General features: G+C 59.3%; 15 protein-coding genes. 9 read left to right on the forward strand and 6 right to left on the reverse strand.

Features of this window, described 5'->3' with window-relative positions; all coding sequences use genetic code 11:
* Positions 1-49 precede the first annotated feature (49 nt).
* The 5 genes from JTP94_RS20470 to JTP94_RS20490 all read left to right on the forward strand — a co-directional run bounded on the left by JTP94_RS20470 (position 50) and on the right by JTP94_RS20490 (position 6,493).
* Positions 50-1,321 (forward strand): ABC transporter substrate-binding protein, encoded by a 1,272-nt coding sequence (locus JTP94_RS20470; protein ID WP_204852270.1) that lies wholly within the window; start codon positions 50-52, stop codon positions 1,319-1,321.
* Between the two features lie 64 nt (positions 1,322-1,385).
* Positions 1,386-2,270 (forward strand): carbohydrate ABC transporter permease, encoded by an 885-nt coding sequence (locus JTP94_RS20475; RefSeq protein WP_037197516.1) that lies wholly within the window; start codon positions 1,386-1,388, stop codon positions 2,268-2,270.
* Positions 2,270-3,121, forward strand: coding sequence for a carbohydrate ABC transporter permease (locus JTP94_RS20480; protein ID WP_204852271.1), 852 nt, complete (start codon positions 2,270-2,272; stop codon positions 3,119-3,121). The genes JTP94_RS20475 and JTP94_RS20480 overlap by 1 nt, the downstream gene beginning before the upstream one ends.
* Positions 3,122-3,185: 64 nt before the next feature.
* Positions 3,186-4,331, forward strand: coding sequence for an ABC transporter ATP-binding protein (locus tag JTP94_RS20485; protein ID WP_204852272.1), 1,146 nt, complete (start codon positions 3,186-3,188; stop codon positions 4,329-4,331).
* A 20-nt stretch (positions 4,332-4,351) separates the two neighbouring features.
* The gene (locus tag JTP94_RS20490; RefSeq protein WP_204852273.1) at positions 4,352-6,493 is read left to right on the forward strand and encodes a beta-galactosidase; all 2,142 of its coding nucleotides are present in this window, start codon (positions 4,352-4,354) and stop codon (positions 6,491-6,493) included.
* 40 nt (positions 6,494-6,533) lie between these two features.
* Here JTP94_RS20490 and JTP94_RS20495 read toward each other — a convergent pair whose 3' ends face one another.
* A complete protein-coding gene (locus JTP94_RS20495; protein WP_204852359.1) occupies positions 6,534-6,695 on the reverse strand; it encodes a hypothetical protein in 162 nt (53 codons plus the stop codon).
* A gap of 180 nt (positions 6,696-6,875) precedes the next feature.
* Here JTP94_RS20495 and JTP94_RS20500 point away from each other — a divergent pair, with 180 nt between their 5' ends.
* The 3 genes from JTP94_RS20500 to JTP94_RS20510 all read left to right on the forward strand — a co-directional run bounded on the left by JTP94_RS20500 (position 6,876) and on the right by JTP94_RS20510 (position 9,791).
* Entirely contained in the window at positions 6,876-7,181 is a 306-nt protein-coding gene (locus JTP94_RS20500; protein WP_204852274.1) for a hypothetical protein, read from the forward strand.
* A 145-nt stretch (positions 7,182-7,326) separates the two neighbouring features.
* Positions 7,327-7,626 (forward strand): putative quinol monooxygenase, encoded by a 300-nt coding sequence (locus JTP94_RS20505; protein ID WP_204852275.1) that lies wholly within the window; start codon positions 7,327-7,329, stop codon positions 7,624-7,626.
* A gap of 365 nt (positions 7,627-7,991) precedes the next feature.
* On the forward strand, positions 7,992-9,791 hold the full coding sequence (locus tag JTP94_RS20510) for a GGDEF domain-containing protein (RefSeq protein ID WP_204852276.1): 1,800 nt from the start codon (positions 7,992-7,994) through the stop codon (positions 9,789-9,791).
* A 38-nt stretch (positions 9,792-9,829) separates the two neighbouring features.
* Here the strand turns inward: JTP94_RS20510 and JTP94_RS20515 are convergent, their stop codons facing one another.
* The 5 genes from JTP94_RS20515 to JTP94_RS20535 all read right to left on the reverse strand — a co-directional run bounded on the left by JTP94_RS20515 (position 9,830) and on the right by JTP94_RS20535 (position 15,669).
* A complete protein-coding gene (locus JTP94_RS20515) occupies positions 9,830-10,792 on the reverse strand; it encodes a spore coat protein U domain-containing protein (protein ID WP_204852277.1) in 963 nt (320 codons plus the stop codon).
* A 15-nt stretch (positions 10,793-10,807) separates the two neighbouring features.
* Entirely contained in the window at positions 10,808-13,222 is a 2,415-nt protein-coding gene (locus JTP94_RS20520) for a fimbria/pilus outer membrane usher protein (RefSeq protein WP_204852278.1), read from the reverse strand.
* Positions 13,194-13,913 carry a molecular chaperone gene (locus tag JTP94_RS20525; protein WP_204852279.1) on the reverse strand — a complete coding sequence of 240 codons (720 nt, stop codon included), beginning with the start codon at positions 13,911-13,913 and terminating at the stop codon, positions 13,194-13,196. Before JTP94_RS20525 ends, JTP94_RS20520 begins: the two co-directional genes overlap by 29 nt.
* Positions 13,914-13,940: 27 nt before the next feature.
* The gene (locus JTP94_RS20530) at positions 13,941-14,438 is read right to left on the reverse strand and encodes a spore coat U domain-containing protein (protein WP_034510654.1); all 498 of its coding nucleotides are present in this window, start codon (positions 14,436-14,438) and stop codon (positions 13,941-13,943) included.
* Between the two features lie 325 nt (positions 14,439-14,763).
* The gene (locus JTP94_RS20535) at positions 14,764-15,669 is read right to left on the reverse strand and encodes a hypothetical protein (protein WP_246755062.1); all 906 of its coding nucleotides are present in this window, start codon (positions 15,667-15,669) and stop codon (positions 14,764-14,766) included.
* Between the two features lie 340 nt (positions 15,670-16,009).
* Between JTP94_RS20535 and JTP94_RS20540 the strand changes: the two genes are divergently transcribed.
* Positions 16,010-16,636 (forward strand): hypothetical protein, encoded by a 627-nt coding sequence (locus tag JTP94_RS20540; protein ID WP_204852280.1) that lies wholly within the window; start codon positions 16,010-16,012, stop codon positions 16,634-16,636.

Consider the following 16,636-nt stretch of genomic DNA (forward strand, 5'->3'; position numbering starts at 1 on the left):
CAGCTGGCTGGGCAGGGTGAGGGTAGACGTCACAACGGGAGGAATTCAAATGACTTTCAATTTGCTTGGAAGGCCGGCAAGCCGGCGTGTCTTTCTGAAGGGTGCGGGTGCGGCTTCCGTCGCAGCACTCACAGGTTTTCCGATGCCCGCGATTGCGCAGGCACAGGACGTCAACATCATTTCCGACGAAAACAACGCCGACGCATTGGCGATCCTGCGCAAGATCGCTGACGATTTCGGCAAGCAGGCCGGCGTCAAGGTCGTGGTCAACAACATGGACCATGAAGCGCACAAAACAGCGATCCGCAACTATCTGGTCGCGGGCGCGCCCGACATCTGCTTCTGGTTTTCGGGAAACCGCATGCGCGCCTTCGTCAAGCGCGGCCTGTTCGACGACATCTCCGATCTCTTCGAGAAGGAGAAATACAAGGACGTGCTCGGCGCGGCCGCAGGCTCCGTCACCGTCGCCGGTAAGCAGTATGGACTACCAACCGGCGGCACGCTCTGGGGCATGTTCTATCGCAGGGATATCTTCAGCCAGCTCGGCACGACGGTTCCGGCAAGCTGGGACGATTTCCTCGCCTTCGGCGCCAAGTGCAAGAGCGCGGACCTGACGCCGATCGCCATGGGCACAAAGGAATTGTGGCCGGCGGCCGGCTGGTTCGACCAGATGAACCTGCGCATCAACGGCCTCGACAAGCACATGGCGCTGATGAACGGCGAGATGAGCTATCTCGATCCGGCGCTCAAGCCCGTTTTCGACATGTGGGAAACCCTGATCAAGCAGGATTTCTTCACGGCGAACAACACCTCGTTCGGCTGGCAGGAAGCGGGCGCTCTCCTGTCGCAGAAGAAGGCCGGCATGATGAATCTCGGCGCCTTCGTCCGCTCCACCTTCCCGAAGGAGGAGCTCGATCAGCTCGCCTTCGCGCCCTTCCCGACGATCGATGCGAAGGTCGGCCGTTTCGAGGAATTTTCGCTGAATTCGGTGCATATTCCGGCCAATGCCAAGAACAAGCAGGGCGCACGCGAGTTCCTCGCCTATTTCTATCGCCCCGAAAATCTCGGCCCCTATCTGGTGCCCGGCGGCAACGTGCCGCCGCGCAACGACCTGCCGCCGAGCCAGGATCCGCTCGTCAATGCCGCCGTCGAGGCGCTGAAGACGGTGCAGGGCACCTCGCAATATTACGACCGCGACAGCGATCCCGACATGGCCCAGGCCGGTCTCGTCGGCTTCCAGGAATTCATGGCAAAGCCCGAACGGCGTGATGCAATCCTGAAGCGGCTCGAGGGTACGCGCAAGCGCATCTACAAGATCTAATCTTCCTCCCAGCGACCGGGAGGCGGGGCCGCTGCTCCGCCTCCCCATACCGAAAGAGGACAAAATGATGACATTTTGGCGCCGCCATCGCTGGTGGCTCACCCCGACCTTGCTGATTTTGCCCGCGGCCGTTCTCTTTTCCGTCGTGATCCTGTGGTCGGCGGTGGAAAGCCTTTGGATCAGCCTGCATGATTGGGACGGCTTCAGCCCGATGGTCTGGATCGGCTTCGGCAACTATGTCGAGCTGTTCAACGACCCGCAATTCTATGTCTCGCTGAAGAACAATGTGATCTGGCTCGTCATGTTCATGGCAGCGCCGCCCATCGGGCTGGCGATCGCATTGTTGGTCAATCAGAAGATCCGCGGCATGCGGCTGATGAAGTCGCTCTTCTTCATTCCGCTGGTGCTGGCCTCGGTCGCCGTCGGCGTGGTCTTTACCTGGGTCTATACGCCGCAACTCGGATTGCTCGCCCTGATCTTCGGCTTTTTCGGCGCCGCCGCGCCGGCTGTCCTTTCCGATGAGCACTTCGTCACTTTTGCGATCGTCATCGCAGCGCTCTGGCCACAGATCGCCTTTTGCATGGTCCTCTATCTCGCCGGCCTCAACAGTCTCAGCGAGGAACTGATCGGCGCAGGGCGGGTCGATGGCGCAAGAGGCTGGAACATGCTGCGCCACATCGTGCTGCCGCAGCTGACGCAGGTCACCTTCATTGCCATTGCGGTTACCGTCGTCGGCGCGCTCCGATCCTTCGACATGGTCTCGGTGATGACGCAGGGCGGTCCATTCGGCTCCTCCGAAGTGCTGGCCTACCAGATGTTCGAACAGTCGATCTTTTCCTATCGCTTCGGCTATGGCGCGGCGATTGCCTCGGTCCTGTTCGTGATCATGGCGGTGTTCATCGTCTGGTATCTCACGCGCATCATTCGCATCGAAGAAAGAGGGGCCTGATGTATCCGCGCCCGATCCCCGAAGATGCCATCTGGCGTCGCCGCTTCTATTTCATCGCTGTGCTTGCCATCCTGATCCTTTGGCTATGCCCGCTCTTCGCCATCATCCTGACGTCGTTCCGCTCGACGCAAGATGTGATGGGCGGCAACCTCTGGGGCTGGCCGACGCAATTCGGCCTGGTGGACAACTACACCTCCGTCTTCACGCAGACGCCGATGGCGCGCTATTTCCTCAACAGCCTGACGATCACAATACCCGCTGTCATCGGCGTGCTGATCCTGAGCACGCTCGCCGGATTCGTGCTGGCGCGCTATCGCTTCCCCGGCAACATGCTGGTCTTCGCCCTGTTTGTCGGCGGCAATTTCCTGCCCTATCAGATCATGATGATCCCCGTGCGCGATCTGATGGTGCGTATCGGCCTTTACGACACAACGGCAGCGCTGGTCATTTTCCACATCGCCTTCCAGACGGGCTTTGCGACGCTGTTCATGCGCAACTTCATCGCCGCCTTGCCGGACGAACTGTTCCAGGCGGCAAGAGCGGAGGGCGCGACGCCGTTCCAGACGTTGATTCATGTGGTCGTGCCTCTGGTGCGCCCGGCATTGGCCGCACTCGCCATTCTGATCTTCACCTTCGTCTGGAACGACTATTTCTGGGCTGTGGTGTTGACGGTGAGCGATACGGTGAAGCCGGTCACGGCCGGGCTTGCCAATCTGCGCGGCGAATGGGTTTCCGTCTGGAACCTGATTTCGGCCGGCACGATCGTCGTCGCCGTCCCTCCGGTCGTCATGTTCTTCCTCATGCAACGGCATTTCATCGCCGGTCTCACCATGGGCGCGGTGAAGGGATGAGCGATCCGTCCGCCATCTCCACCGCCGCCCTTCGTGCAAATCCTTTCCTTGAGAGCCTTGAAGCATGACCAGTCTCGAACTTCGTCACGTCAACAAGAATTACGGCGCCTATCATGCGCTGCGCGGCATCGATCTCTCGGTCGAGCAGGGCGAATTCATCGTCATGGTCGGACCGTCCGGCTGCGGCAAGTCCACGCTGCTGAAATCGATCGCCGGACTGGAGACGATCTCCTCCGGCCAGATCCTGATCAACGACCGCGATGTCAGCACCGCCGAGCCCGGCGATCGCGGCATCGCCATGGTGTTCCAGTCCTACGCGCTCTATCCGCACATGACGGTTGCCGAGAACATGGGTTTCGGGCTGCGCATGGCAAAAAGGCCGAAGGCGGAAATCGATGCGGCCGTGGCACGCGCCGCCAAGATCCTCAGGATCACTGACCAGCTCGACAAGCGACCGAAGCAGCTTTCCGGCGGCCAGCGCCAGCGCGTCGCAATCGGCCGCGCCATCACCCGCTCGCCTGAAGTCTTCCTGTTCGACGAGCCGCTGTCCAATCTCGATGCAGCGCTTCGCACGCAGATGCGCGTCGAACTGAGCGGCCTGCACGCCGAGCTCGGCGCGACCATGGTCTACGTGACGCACGATCAGGTGGAGGCCATGACGATGGCGAGCCGCATCGTCGTTCTCAATCGCGGTATCATCGAACAGATCGGCTCGCCGCTGGAACTCTACCGCAATCCGACCAATCTCTTCGTCGCCGGCTTCCTTGGCGCGCCGCGGATGAACTTCTTCCCCATCACGGTCGATCAGGTCTCCGGAAACTCCGTCACGGTTTCCGCCCCGGGTCTGGCGCCCGTTGCCGTCGAACTTGCGGCCGGCTCGTCGGTCGAGAAGGGCGCGAAGCTGACACTCGGCATCCGGCCGGAGAATATCGCGGTCGCGGATGCTCCGTCGGCCGGTGCGGCGATTGCCGGTCGTGTCCGTCTTGTCGAGCATCTCGGTCGCGAGACCATTCTCTATGTCGATACCGGCGCGCTGCAATGCGTCAGCTCCGAAAGTGGCACCGGCAACATCACCGTGCAGGTCGGCCATGTCGCCGGCATCAACGCCAATGCGCCGGTCAGCCTCAGCATCGACCCGCGAGAGATCTACCTGTTTTCCACCCAGGACGAGCGAACCATCACCGTCCGCAAGCCAATACTCGACAAATAACAGTTCAGGAGCCTGATATCGTGTCAGTGAAGAGCAGTAAGAACGACCTTTCCGTATGGCGGACCATCAAGACCGACAGGTTTCTCGTGGGCGCACCGCATTATCCGGAACATGTCGACGAGAGCTATTGGGAGCGCGACGCCAAGCGCATGGCAGAGGCCGGCTTCAATGTCGCGCGTCTCGGTGAGTTCGCATGGCATCTCTTCGAGCCGAAGCTCGGCGCGTTCGATTTCGATCTCTTCGACCGCGCCATCGACATGCTGGCGCGCCACGGCATCGACACCATCATGTGTACGCCGACGGCAACGCCGCCGCGCTGGCTGACTGCCGCCCATCCCGAAATCCTTCGCGTCGACGGCAACGGCCGGAAGATGAGCCACGGCTCGCGCCAGCATGCCGATACCGCAAGCCCGGTGTTCCGCGAGCACAGCAAGCGCATCACCAAGGCCATGGCCGAGCATTATCGGAACAATCCGCATGTCATCGGTTGGCAGACCGACAATGAGCTGAACACCAGCATGCCGGAATCCTTCTCAGCTGCGACGCTTTCGGAATTCCAAGCCTTTCTTGCCGATAAATACAGGACGATCGACGAGCTCAATTTCGCCTGGGGCGGCGATTTCTGGGCGACGGCCTATGATGATTTTGGCCAGGTCGTGCTTCCCATCGAGTTCGGGCCGACCTTCCCAAGCCCAGGACACGTTCAGGACTATCACCGCTTTCTCGCCTTCGCGACGGCACGTTTCCAGCACGATCAGGTGGAAATCCTGCGCGCTAGCAAGGCTGAATGGTTCATCTTCCACAATCTCGGCGGCCTTCGCGATATCGACTTCCGCGGCCAGTTCTCCACCGATCTCGATTTCGTCGGCTATGACATCTATCCGATGCTCTATGACGAGTTTCAGCGCATCGGCAACCACGCCAAGGTGCAGGCGCTCCACCTCGATATTTGCCGCGGATTCTCCGGCAATTATATCGTTCCCGAACAGCAATCCGGCTTCGGCAGCCAGCCCGGTTTCTGCACGCTGACGCCGGAGCCCGGCGAAATGCGGCGCATGGCCATGTCCTCGGTCGCGCGAGGCGCCGATGGCCTGCTGTTCTTCCGTTGGCGGCCGGCGCATTTCGGCGCGGAAATCTACTGGATGGGCCTCATCGATCACGATGATGTGCCGCGCCATCGCTATGATGAGGCAAAGCAGTTTGCCACCGAGATGACGGCATTGAAGGACAAGATTCTCGGCACCCATGTGCGCATGGATGTCGGTATTGCCGGCTCGGATTTTGACAATCAGGAAGCGCACAAGACCTATTCGATCGGTCTGCCGAGCCCGCAGGACGATGCGATTCAGTTGCATCAATATTGCTATGACCGCGGCATCGCCTGTGGCTTCATCCATCTCGAAGACGATCTTTCGCGGCTGAAGCTGCTCTATGTGCCGCACTGGGTGATGTGGAAAGACGGTTGGACGGAACGGCTCGAAGCCTTTGCCCGAAGTGGCGGCACGGTAGTCATCGGCGCGCGCACCGGCACGCGTGACGAAAACAATCACGTCATCCGCGAAACAGCACCGGGTTCGTCGCTGACACGGCTGACGGGTGTCAAGGTGGAGGATTTCGGCCGGCTGGCAGCACCCGGCGCCAAGGGCCTTTTCGACGTCATGTCCCGGTCGGGCGGCCTGGTCATCCCGCCCAATCGCCCGGCGGAATCCCATCGGCGCGTTCGTCGCTTCACCTTCGGCAATCGCGAGATCGAAGCTGCACACTTCTATGAGAACCTGACGGTTGCGGATGATGCCGAAGTTGTCGCGACATGGTCGAACCGCTATGCCGAAGGTGCGCCGATGGCAAGCTTGCGTCGGGTCGGCAAGGGCAGGGTATTCTATCTCGGTACCTATCTGACGCCGGAGCTGACCGATGCCCTGGCCGACAGGACCTTTGCGGAAGCCGGCATCGGGCCGCTCGTCGGCGATCTGCCCGATGGTGTCGAGGTGACGATGCGCCAGAACGACGACCGGCGGCTGCTCTTCCTGCAGAACTACCTCGATCAGCGCGCAGAGCTGAGTGAGGTCCCGGCCGGGATCAATCTTCTCGATGACGGCAAAGCAATATCCGGCGCTCTGTCGCTCGAGGCTTATGGCTGCGCCATCATCGAACTTCGCTAAACCCAGTCTTTTGGCGCCCGCTTTGCGCAGCGGGTGCCGATCAGGGGCTCAAGCTGACAGGCCGATCGATGCGATAGAGCACATGCGGCCGCACGATATGTCCCTCCGGCACGGTGATATCGTCAAAATCCGCATCTCCATCCGTGAATTTACCGAGAAAGTCCATTGCTTCGTGTGGCCCCGGCAGAGCTCTGATACCCATCCCTCACGGCCTGGTCACATACGGCTGAAAGATGACCTCGACAGGCTTGCTTTCTTGCGCACCGATGTCGCTTCCATGGCCCTGTTGCAGTATACTGTGCCCATGATCAGGATCTCAGCAGTCGTCGTCGGAATCTCGATTGCAGGTTCAGCCGCAAGCGGCAAAGGGACCGCGTGAAAAATGGGCGATGTCATCCAGTTCAGGCCCACGACGAGATATGGCAAGCAAATCGATGCGCAGGCTCGTATCGAGAGGGAATTGATGCTTCCCTTCACGACGGCGGAAACATCTGCGAGACAACGTTTTCGCGCGAATGTCCCAGATATCCCGCCCTGCGCGACGTCGAAGAAGAACCTACCTATAAACGGCATTGCCATCGTCATCGGTTCGATTCTGGTCTACGCGTTGGTGATATCGCATGTTGTCGGCCAGCCGCATTATTCGGCCCGCGCAAATCTTATGCCGGCGGCATTCGTGCAGAACTAGTTTTATCTCAGCGATATCGGTTTCGGTCACCTCCGGTTTGAAGAGGTGATCGCTTTCTGGTCTGCCATGATCGGGAACAGTTCCTATCGCCCGGCGTTGGTTGACGTTATCCAAGGCATCATCCGCACATGAAAGGTGGTGGGTCATGAGCAAACTTGCACTGTATGTTCCGTTGAAGGCCAAGCCCGGCAAGGAGGCCGAGGTGGCCGATTTTCTGCGATCGGCATTGCCTTTGGTCCTCGCGGAGCCTGGTACGGCAAGCTGGTATGCGATCGAAGAAGGACCCGGACAGTTCGCCATTTTCGACACGTTCGATAATGAAGCGGGCCGGCAGGCCCATCTTGACGGCAAAGTAGCGGCCGCTCTGATGGAAAAAGTGCAGGCGGGAGATCTCTTTGTCGAGCCGCCGCAGATCTACAAGCTGAACGTGCTCGCCAGCAAATAAGCATTTGAGCCGCCGACCCAGTTCTGGGGCGATAGTTGACGTCCATAGGCGGGTGAAGTCCCTTCGATGGGAGAGATGCCTAGGCAAACTCACGTCGTGCAAAGCAGCTGCTACGCGCACGCTTTGCACGATCGCCCGCATGGCGCCTTGTCAGTGATGACCACTATTCCTGGCTGTTATTCGCCGCGCCAATGGCGCCGAAAACCTCTCTTTGTTGTGCATAAACAGAGGGCTATCGCGACTGGCTGACAATTTGCGCAACCTCGTCATCAGCTCGTGAGAAATATTCATTTCTGTGCCTTAAACGAAGATTCTACCAGTTGCAGTTTATTCTCGATCAAACAGTTCTCAGTGGAGTGCACTTATTGTCGCGGCTTAGAATTCAACAGCTACAGTGGAACGGCGCCATAGCCGTTATCATGGTTTGCTTGATGATGGCCGGCTCGACGATTGCCTTTAGCTTGTCGGATTACATCAACTACAAGCGCGGCGTGACCGAATTCAATCGCTTCCATGCCGCTTTGCATGCGGCTGCCACGATATCGAAGGAGCGGGGGCCGGCGAACAGTCTTATGGGCGCCTCCGAAGAACAGCAGCCGCAATTCGCCGCCGCGTTGAAAACGAGCCGTGGCGAGACTGACGCTGATATCGCCAAGATCGAGACAATCTTTCGGACGGAGATCAATGCGTCGCCGGAAATGCATAGCGCGTTCATGGCCGTCAAGGCGCAATTGGAAGCGGGCCGGCAAGCTGTCGATGCGGTCGCGGCCATTCCGCGCGACGAGCGCAGCGGGACGCAAATAGCCGAGGCGATACAGACTATGTTCCGGGCGGCGGACCGGGCACAGGATTATCGTGACGTTGCGGGGCGATCGATTATCGCTCTCGCGCCGCAGACCGGTGCCGAAGTCATGCTGACGTCGATGGCCGGAACGCTCAGGGAGCGCGCCGGGAGATTGGGGTCCTATGTGGTCATGATGCTCGCCTCGCAAGGGCAGGCCCGCTCGCATTACCGGGCGGCGTTCGACAATGAGTTGAACCGCCTTTTCGAAGTGAATGCGCTGTTGAAGACCTACGCTCCTTCAACGCTGCATTCCCAGGCTGTCGCGCAGCTGCTGGATCAAGTGACGGTCAATTACTTTGCCGGATCCTTGCCCTATGCGCAGCGGGTTGCTTTTGGGCTCAATGGAGGCAATCCGCCAACGGCGGGCGAGTTCACTCAAAAATATGTTCCGGGGATGAAATCGACGGAGACGTTGCGTGAACTCATCGAAGAGACTGCGCTGACGTCGTTGGAGGAATCACAGCAGAAGGCCTTGAGAGCCATGCTGGTATCGGCACTCCTGGCCGTAACGGCGATATCGGTGGTTGCCGGACTGGCCTATGCGCTCAGGCGATCCCTGTTCCAGCCGATGCTTGCCGCCATACAGCAGATCGACGATATCGCTGCCGGCGACCTATCGGAGCCCGAAGCGATGCCGCACGCCGGTCGAGAAGTGCGCGAGATGTTCCTGCGGCTGAACATTCTTCGGGGGCAGCAGCGTTTGAAGCGACATCTGGAGATGGAGCGCAAATCGATGACGGCGGAATTGAAGCGTCTCTCGCAGACGGATGCGCTGACCGGTCTGCTCAATCGCAGAGCGCTCAGTGAAGCGGTCGAGGAATTGCTCGCTGCTCCGCGACCCGGATTCCGTGGTTTCGGCATCGTCATGTTCGACATCGACCGTTTCAAGTCGATCAATGATCGGTATGGACATGCCGTCGGCGACATCGTGCTTCAAAGGATGGCTCAGATACTGAGCCCGTGTCCGCGCCCCGGCGATCTGTTTGCGCGTTATGGCGGCGAGGAGTTCATCATCATATTGGGCGACGTGACCGAGGCGGCCGCTCATGCAACTGCGGAGCGGCTGCGCGCGACCTTGGCCCATGCCGTCGTCAGCGAAGAGCATGGGTTGCGTGCCACCGCCAGCTTTGGCGTCGGCTGGCGAGCAAAATGTGGGTCAGAGGCTTGGGAGGAACTGGCGGCCGTGGCGGACAGGCGACTCTATCAAGCCAAGCGAAGCGGCCGCAATATGGTTTGTTCCTCCGATATGCCTGAAGAGAAGGCGGCCGCATCGACGGTAGGAACCAGGCAACGCAGCGCAGGCGGCGCAGATGCCGCGTGAGGAAGCCGCGAGGGTCCGTCGCCATGTCGGATTTCACATCAGTAGGTGAGTGTGACGACCACTGTGTCGGTATAGGTTCCCGGTGACGGCGTCGTCTGGGGCGGCACGCGACCATAGACCGTTAGAGCCTGAGCTGTTCCAGTTCCGGTTCCGGCCACGGTGCTGCCCGGCGTATTGGCGTCCCCCCAGGGCTGCAATCGGTTCGTATCCTTGTAGAGGCCGTAGGTCACCGTCTCAGCCCCTTTCGACATCTTTCGTGCCGTCGGTGCTCCGTTCGTGGTGCCGCCGTTCAGCGAGATCGTATAGGTCGTGCCTGGCGTGCAGGTCGCCGTCACCGATCCGGTGGCATCGACATTGGCGCGCAACACGCCTTGAGTACCGAAATCGATGTTCTGGACGCTGACCAGACAATTGGCGGCGACATTTGCATTGACGTTGAACGTCGCCGTTCCCACTGAACCCGTTGGGGAATCGCAAGTCGTCGCGCTGGTGTAGCGGTAGTAGAAAGCGGTATCGGCTGACGAAAACGATGAGATAAAAGGTCCTGTCACCGCGGTGGCTTGGTTGCTCAGAGCCGTGCCGTACACGGTGGCGGATCCGGATGCGGCACTAATCACGCCGCCAAGCAGGGTCATCGTCAATGAATAGACCGGCGCCCGCGCTGGGTACGGCCATGTGCTCGACCCCCAGATCACGCTCCGACCGGAATCCGAATAGAGTTGATAGTTCAGGGGCTGGGTTCCGTTCAGCATCTGACGCGCAGCAGCCGAGGATGCGCCGCCGCTGCCCGCGCCGATATTCGCGCAAATCAGGATGCGCTTGCCGCCATCCAGGAGCCCCCCAGTGCAGCTGATGCTTAATGTCGACGTCGAATTGACGGGGTTGCCGGACAGCGTATCGACCGCACCGAAATTCATGTCGGTGGCGGTGAAATTGCAGGTCTGCGCGAAGGAGAATGTGGGCATCAGCAGGATGAGCAGGAAGCCGATCAGACGTAGCATTCTTTCATCTCCGGCTTAGAAGCATTTGACGTTATCGATCACAACCTGTTTTCCCGGCTGGGGCTTGTAGGCAAATTCGGCATGACATTTACTTCCGTCTTCGAGAGATATCTCGATTGCGTTTTGAACCTTCAGGCCGCGGATGTAGGCTTGGCCGTCATAGCCGACGACAAACTCTTCGCCCGTGTCCTGCAATTTACCGCCGAGACCGGCATGTAGAGGCGCGCCGGTCTTGTCCTCGATCGTAACGAGAGCAGCTTGCGGTGCCTGCGCCACACCGAACTTGACGACGACTCCGCTGCGATCCGCCGGAACGATAATTTCCCTCGTCGCTGGTACATCCGCATCGACAGGAAGGTTCTTCGGATCGATGGATACGGTATTCGGCTCATATGAATTGAGATTCGGCACGAGAATCCGACCACTCTGGCTGGTCTTGCCGACGGGTCTGTTCTGCTGCTGGACTTCGACGTCAGGAGCGCCGACATCGACGACGGCAAAGGCATCGTCGATCCGGTTGGTTGCAAAGACGCCGCCGCCGGCTACGGCGATGGCGCCATCCATCCGTGCCGTGGCGCGCGTCTGTTGATCCTGCTGCTGAACGCCGGCCTCGAATTGCGCGAAAGGCGCCCGGTAGCCGATTGCCGCCTCCCGGTTCGGATCCTGCCCCTCGGATGTGCGCAGTCGCCAGCCGAAGCTGCCGTCCTCCTGTTGCAGCGACTTCGAAACATCGGCAACGACATTGAGGCCGTTCGGACCACTTTCAATGCCTGTGTTAGCCGAGATATTGCCGCCGAAAGGAATCGAAAGGCCGGCGAAAATTCCGAAATTGCTCCGCTCCTCGAGATCGGTGAAAGCGGTGGCGTAGACTGTCGCGCGCTTGAAGGTCTGGCTGTAGGAGAGGCCGGCGATCTTGCTCCTTGTGCCGTCGGCGCTTTCAAGTCTCGTGTAGGAAAGATTGAGGCTGGAAAGGTCCAGCGGCGCCGGCACGCTCAAGGTGACTTGATCGATGGCGCGCGGCACGCCGGCGCTGAATATCGTGAACTCTCCCGCGGTGCTGGCCGCTGGCCTCGCGGAAACGGATGCGATGTCGTCATAGTCGTCGAAGGCACGCTGCATGCGGGCATAAATTGCCCAACTGTCATAGCTCAGCTCCAGCGACGCATTCAGCAGCGCGCCGGAACGGGCACCACTTCTGCTTCCCGCGCCGGCAACCGATGCGACGCCCCATGCGCCGACGGGGAAGGCGACACCGGCGCCGCCATTGAGCAGATCCGTTCCACCCTCGAAATGTCCCTCCAATGTCAGCCAATCGGTCAATCCGTAACGCGCAGTGGCAACACCCATGACGTGGTTGTCATAGTCGTTTGAATCCGTTCCGAAGCTTCGACGCGGAACGCCGAGCTCGGCGGAAAAGTCCATCAAACCATGGCGCAGAAGCAGGTTGGAGGAGTAGAACGGCAAGGTCTGTGTCGTTTCCCGCCCAAGGCTGTCGCGCAACACGACGGTCGCCTGTCCGGCCCCGGAAAAGACCGGAAGGTTGGTGACCTCGAATGGCCCGGCCGGAACCTCGCTGGAATACGTCCTGACATTCTGCGTATAGATCTCGAGTGTGGAAGGGACTGCGGCGCTTCCGGCGAATGCGGGGAGGGGTTCGGTCACCAGATCGGAGCGCAGGGCGAAGTTGCGCTGGAACTGAATACCGCCGAAATAGACCGGCCGCGTCCACGACAGCCCGCCGGTCGTGATGTCGCCGGCGCGATAGGTGACCAGATTTTTCGGATCGGAATAGCTCCAGGTCGTGTTGAGGCGAGTCACGCCGTTGAGGCTGCCATCGGAATAGCCGGCTATGAACGATTGGCTGAGCGTGCCGTAGGGGCTGAAAATGCGGGCATCGAAAGAGCCCGAGATCCCCTGGAATATGCTGGAATCGTCCTTGAAAAGACTGTTGGAGCTTGCGTAGAGAGAATAATTGAGGACGGCGCCGTAGCCGGCTTGGGGCTCCGGAATTTTACTCTCCTGCTGCTGCCTGACATTGATGATGCGGGATGCACGACCTTTGTCCATCGTTTGCACGTAGAGCCGCTGGGTCTGTTCGTCGACCTGGTATGACAGACCGGGCAGATCGCCGAGTTCGACCTCTTTGTCATCGGCCACGCCGGCCGGGGGTTTTATGCCGACCTCGCGCAGTTCCTCGGCTGTCGCTGCAAGCGAACCGTTCGAGCGCTGCTTGAAATTTCCGATCATCTTCATCGACGCATTGTTGATGAATACCTCAAAGTAGACGTCACGTGTCCCGGCGGGCAGCTCGGTGGTTACAGCTGCCGCCGGCAGATTTGGTACTTCCTGAGCGCGCGGTGCCGAAACCGAAAGCAGGGTGCAGACAAGGATCGTGCCTGCCCTAACGCTTCGTAACGGCGATATTTGCATCGAACGGCCCAAGATCGCTCTGGCCTTGCAAAGTGACTGTGCCGCCGGACAGGGATTTCGCAGTCGTGATCGGCCATTGCATGGTCGCGCCGCCAAGGACATATCCGACCAGACCGCTGCGGCTGCCGATCTTCGCAGGCCCCTGTTTCAGCGTCACGTTCGAGAGGCGAAAGCGGCTGGCGCCATTGTTCGTCCCGGTCAGAAAGAGGCTGCTGCCCTGACGGCTGATATTCCAGGAAACATCTGCTGCCTTGACGTCGGCATTCTTGAAAAAGACGGGAATGGAATGACGCATGATCAGCGTCACCGTACCGGCGCGCGCGCGCGCCGGATCCGGCAATTCATCGACGATGACGCGATAGGTCTCCTCCGATTTCACAAGGGCCTTGCTCGTGCGAACCACTCTGACCACGTATTGGCCATTCGGGGCCATCTTGGCCGATGGCGGGCTGGCGACGACGTCTCTCGTGGGCTCGAGCCGCTCGATGCCGCCCATCTGGCTCCATTTGAAGACGCGCACCTGCACATTGATCGGATGATCGTCGTCATTGGCCAAGTTGAGAACGCCGGTGCTGGCCGGCGCAATGAGCTCCAGATTGGTGGGTGCCACTCGCAGGGAGGTGGCGTTCACGCAATAGGCGCTTAGAAGCAAAGGCATAGTCACGGCAATGCATGGCAACATGCGTCGCATAGCAGCCTCCTTGGGCGTAGGTTTCTCTCAGTAGGTGACGGTAATCGCCACTGTGTCGGTGTAGACGCCGGCAGCCGGCGTGGCTTGCGGTGGTACCCGGCCAAAAACTGTGAGGTTCTGGACGTTACCGTTGCCCGTGCCTGGCACGGTATCGGTGCCGATCGTTACGCCCCACGTCTGCGCGCGTCCGCTATCGCGGTAGAGACCGTAGTTGATCGTCGCCGATGCCGGTCCGGTCATGAGACGAATGGCTGTTGTCGCGCCGGTGCCTGCACCCGCGCTCAAACCGACATTGTAGGTTTGTCCCGATGTGCATTGAACACCGATCGTGCTCGTCTGGTCGATATTGCTGGTGATGACGCCGTTCGTGCCAAAATCAAGATCACTGGCTGTCTGGATCAGGCACTGTGCCTGAATGGTGATGCGAACCGTCATATTACCGGTCGCGGTGGCAGCCATGGCGGACGGTTCCGCTATGGTTAGAGCGGCACCAATAAGTATGGCACCGCGCAGCATTTTCAGCATTCGCACTCCCCCAAAACTGCAAGTTATGAAAACATATCATAATATAATATATTAATCATATATAAGTCCCGCTGGCAATGAGGCTGAAAATGGCCGCCTGCCATGCAGCAATATCGAGGGATGTTTTCCGGAAGTATAAGCGAGCTCTATTTAGTATATATTTGGATATGTAAGTTTCTTTTGATTAGTATGGTTAATCGTCTATGAACCCATTCGATCAAAAAGGGAGAGCTGGGAAGAGGTGAGCGAGTGATCTGTGGAGAATCACCGTCACAACCTCTGTTGAGGCGGGTCGATGATTCGCAATATCGACACTGGCGGCCTGTCAGCAGTCGGTCAGCGTCGAGATGGTTGCATGCGATCTTTCGTCGAGACGGTCGGGTGTGTTGAGCACCGCCGCGCTCACCGCATCGATCATCGCATATTTCTCGGCCTGATAGTTCCAGTACTCCGATACGAAGGTGTGGGACAGCCAGAAGCTGCTCTTTCCCGGCGCGCCGGCCCATCCAACGCTGCCGAATTCCGCCGCCCGTTTGAACAAGCGCTTCAGGTGCGTTCTGGAAATCATGAACTGGCTCTGCATCACCTTCATGGAAAGGGGACCGATGAGGACCTTGTCGGCCGCAAAATCGATCGAGGTGATGCGCGAGATGAGATAGTCCATCACGACGCCGCCAGACGTCGCCCAGTTGAATAGGCTGAACGTCACGCCGGGATTGCGGAGAATGTCACTATCCATGATCCGCTTGGCGATGATCGGATGCATGCGCCAAATGGCCTCCGGATTGATGGCGACCTGGGCCATCCGGTCCCCACCGTCGAGCGTATCCAGCACGATGAGATGGGTATGGATCCATCGCATCATATATTCGCGCGTCAGCTCCGTTGGCTCCAGCAGCGTGATGCGGCGGTCCGAGCTCTGCGGCACCGGCTGGATGAATTTATAGGCCAGCATCTCCTTGAGGAAGGCCGCGGCAGTATTGCGGCTGGCAATGCCGTGTTTCACGGCAAAGTCGACGAACCGGCTGCCATATAGTCCAGGCGTCGGTTCATCCGGATAGCCGAGAGAAAGCGAAAAGCCCGAATGAGCCATGAGCCATCGCTGTTGCGCAGCCATAATCGACGCTATGCGAGGATTCTCGCTGTAAATGGCCATGAGCTCGTGTGCGCTCTGCAGTATGGCCGACAGGAAATGTTCGTTGCGACCAAGTTCTTTTGCCGTGAATACCATGCGCGCGATAATACGTTATCTTCGAGTTCGAGATGGAATCGTGGCTCAGCCCAGCCACGAACTACTAAAATCACAAGACCATTTACTTGTCTTGCGACATTCCCGATTAACTTTAAAGATAAAGCTTAATGATGCAGCCTTGCATCATTATCTTCTTTCGGCCCATCGCTGACGCCCGCCGCCCGCCGACCGCCGACAAACCGCGTCGCCTCATGAACGAAGGTCCTTGTCCGTCAACATTTCTTTGCAAAAGGTCCGCAATTGGCCATGTTTCGGCAAAAGCTGCGCCACAGTTCTAGTGTGAATTGGCATCTGGAATCTTTGTCCAAAGGAGCTGTCGATGGGTACGCAGCCTGCAAGTTGGTGGAATGGCCAAAGCGAGATGACGCGGAGACTAGGCTCCGGGCTTGCTGTATGCGGCACGGTGGTCGGTGCCCTCTACCTCATCGTTCAAACCGCTCCGGCCGATCGAGCCATGCGGTTCGTCGACGATAGTGGCGTGATCGCGATCAGCAGCGCCAAACCCCTGGAACACGTCGAACACGTCGCGATGAGCGGGCCGCAGGTCGCGGTCGATGCGAGCCCGGTACGACAAACGATGTCCGTACCGATCCCATCGCCGTCGCCGCTTGCCTCTGCGGAAAAAGCTGGCGTTACGGCAAAGCGGGTCGCATCCCATGCCGGTATTGCGAAGACCAAGGTCGCATCGTCTGGTGGCGTCGAGCGTTTCGACCGTTGCTTGCCGCAATGCGAAACGCGAGACCCGTTGATCGCGGGAGAGCCGGAATACGCCCAGGCAGAACAGCCGCTGGTGAACGATGAGCCACCTCCCGTTGTGGAGGAAAGGGTCGGGTTTCGTCCGCTGGCTGGCGCGCGTCACCTGTTGAGCCAGGCCGTTGACGCGCCTGGCGCCGTGCTCCGCCGAGGTCGGCGGGCAATCGATGATGTCGCCAGCATCGACTGGTGA

It is taken from the genome of Martinezella lusitana, from assembly GCF_016901135.1.
Taxonomy (GTDB): Bacteria; Pseudomonadota; Alphaproteobacteria; order Rhizobiales; family Rhizobiaceae; genus Rhizobium; species Rhizobium lusitanum_D.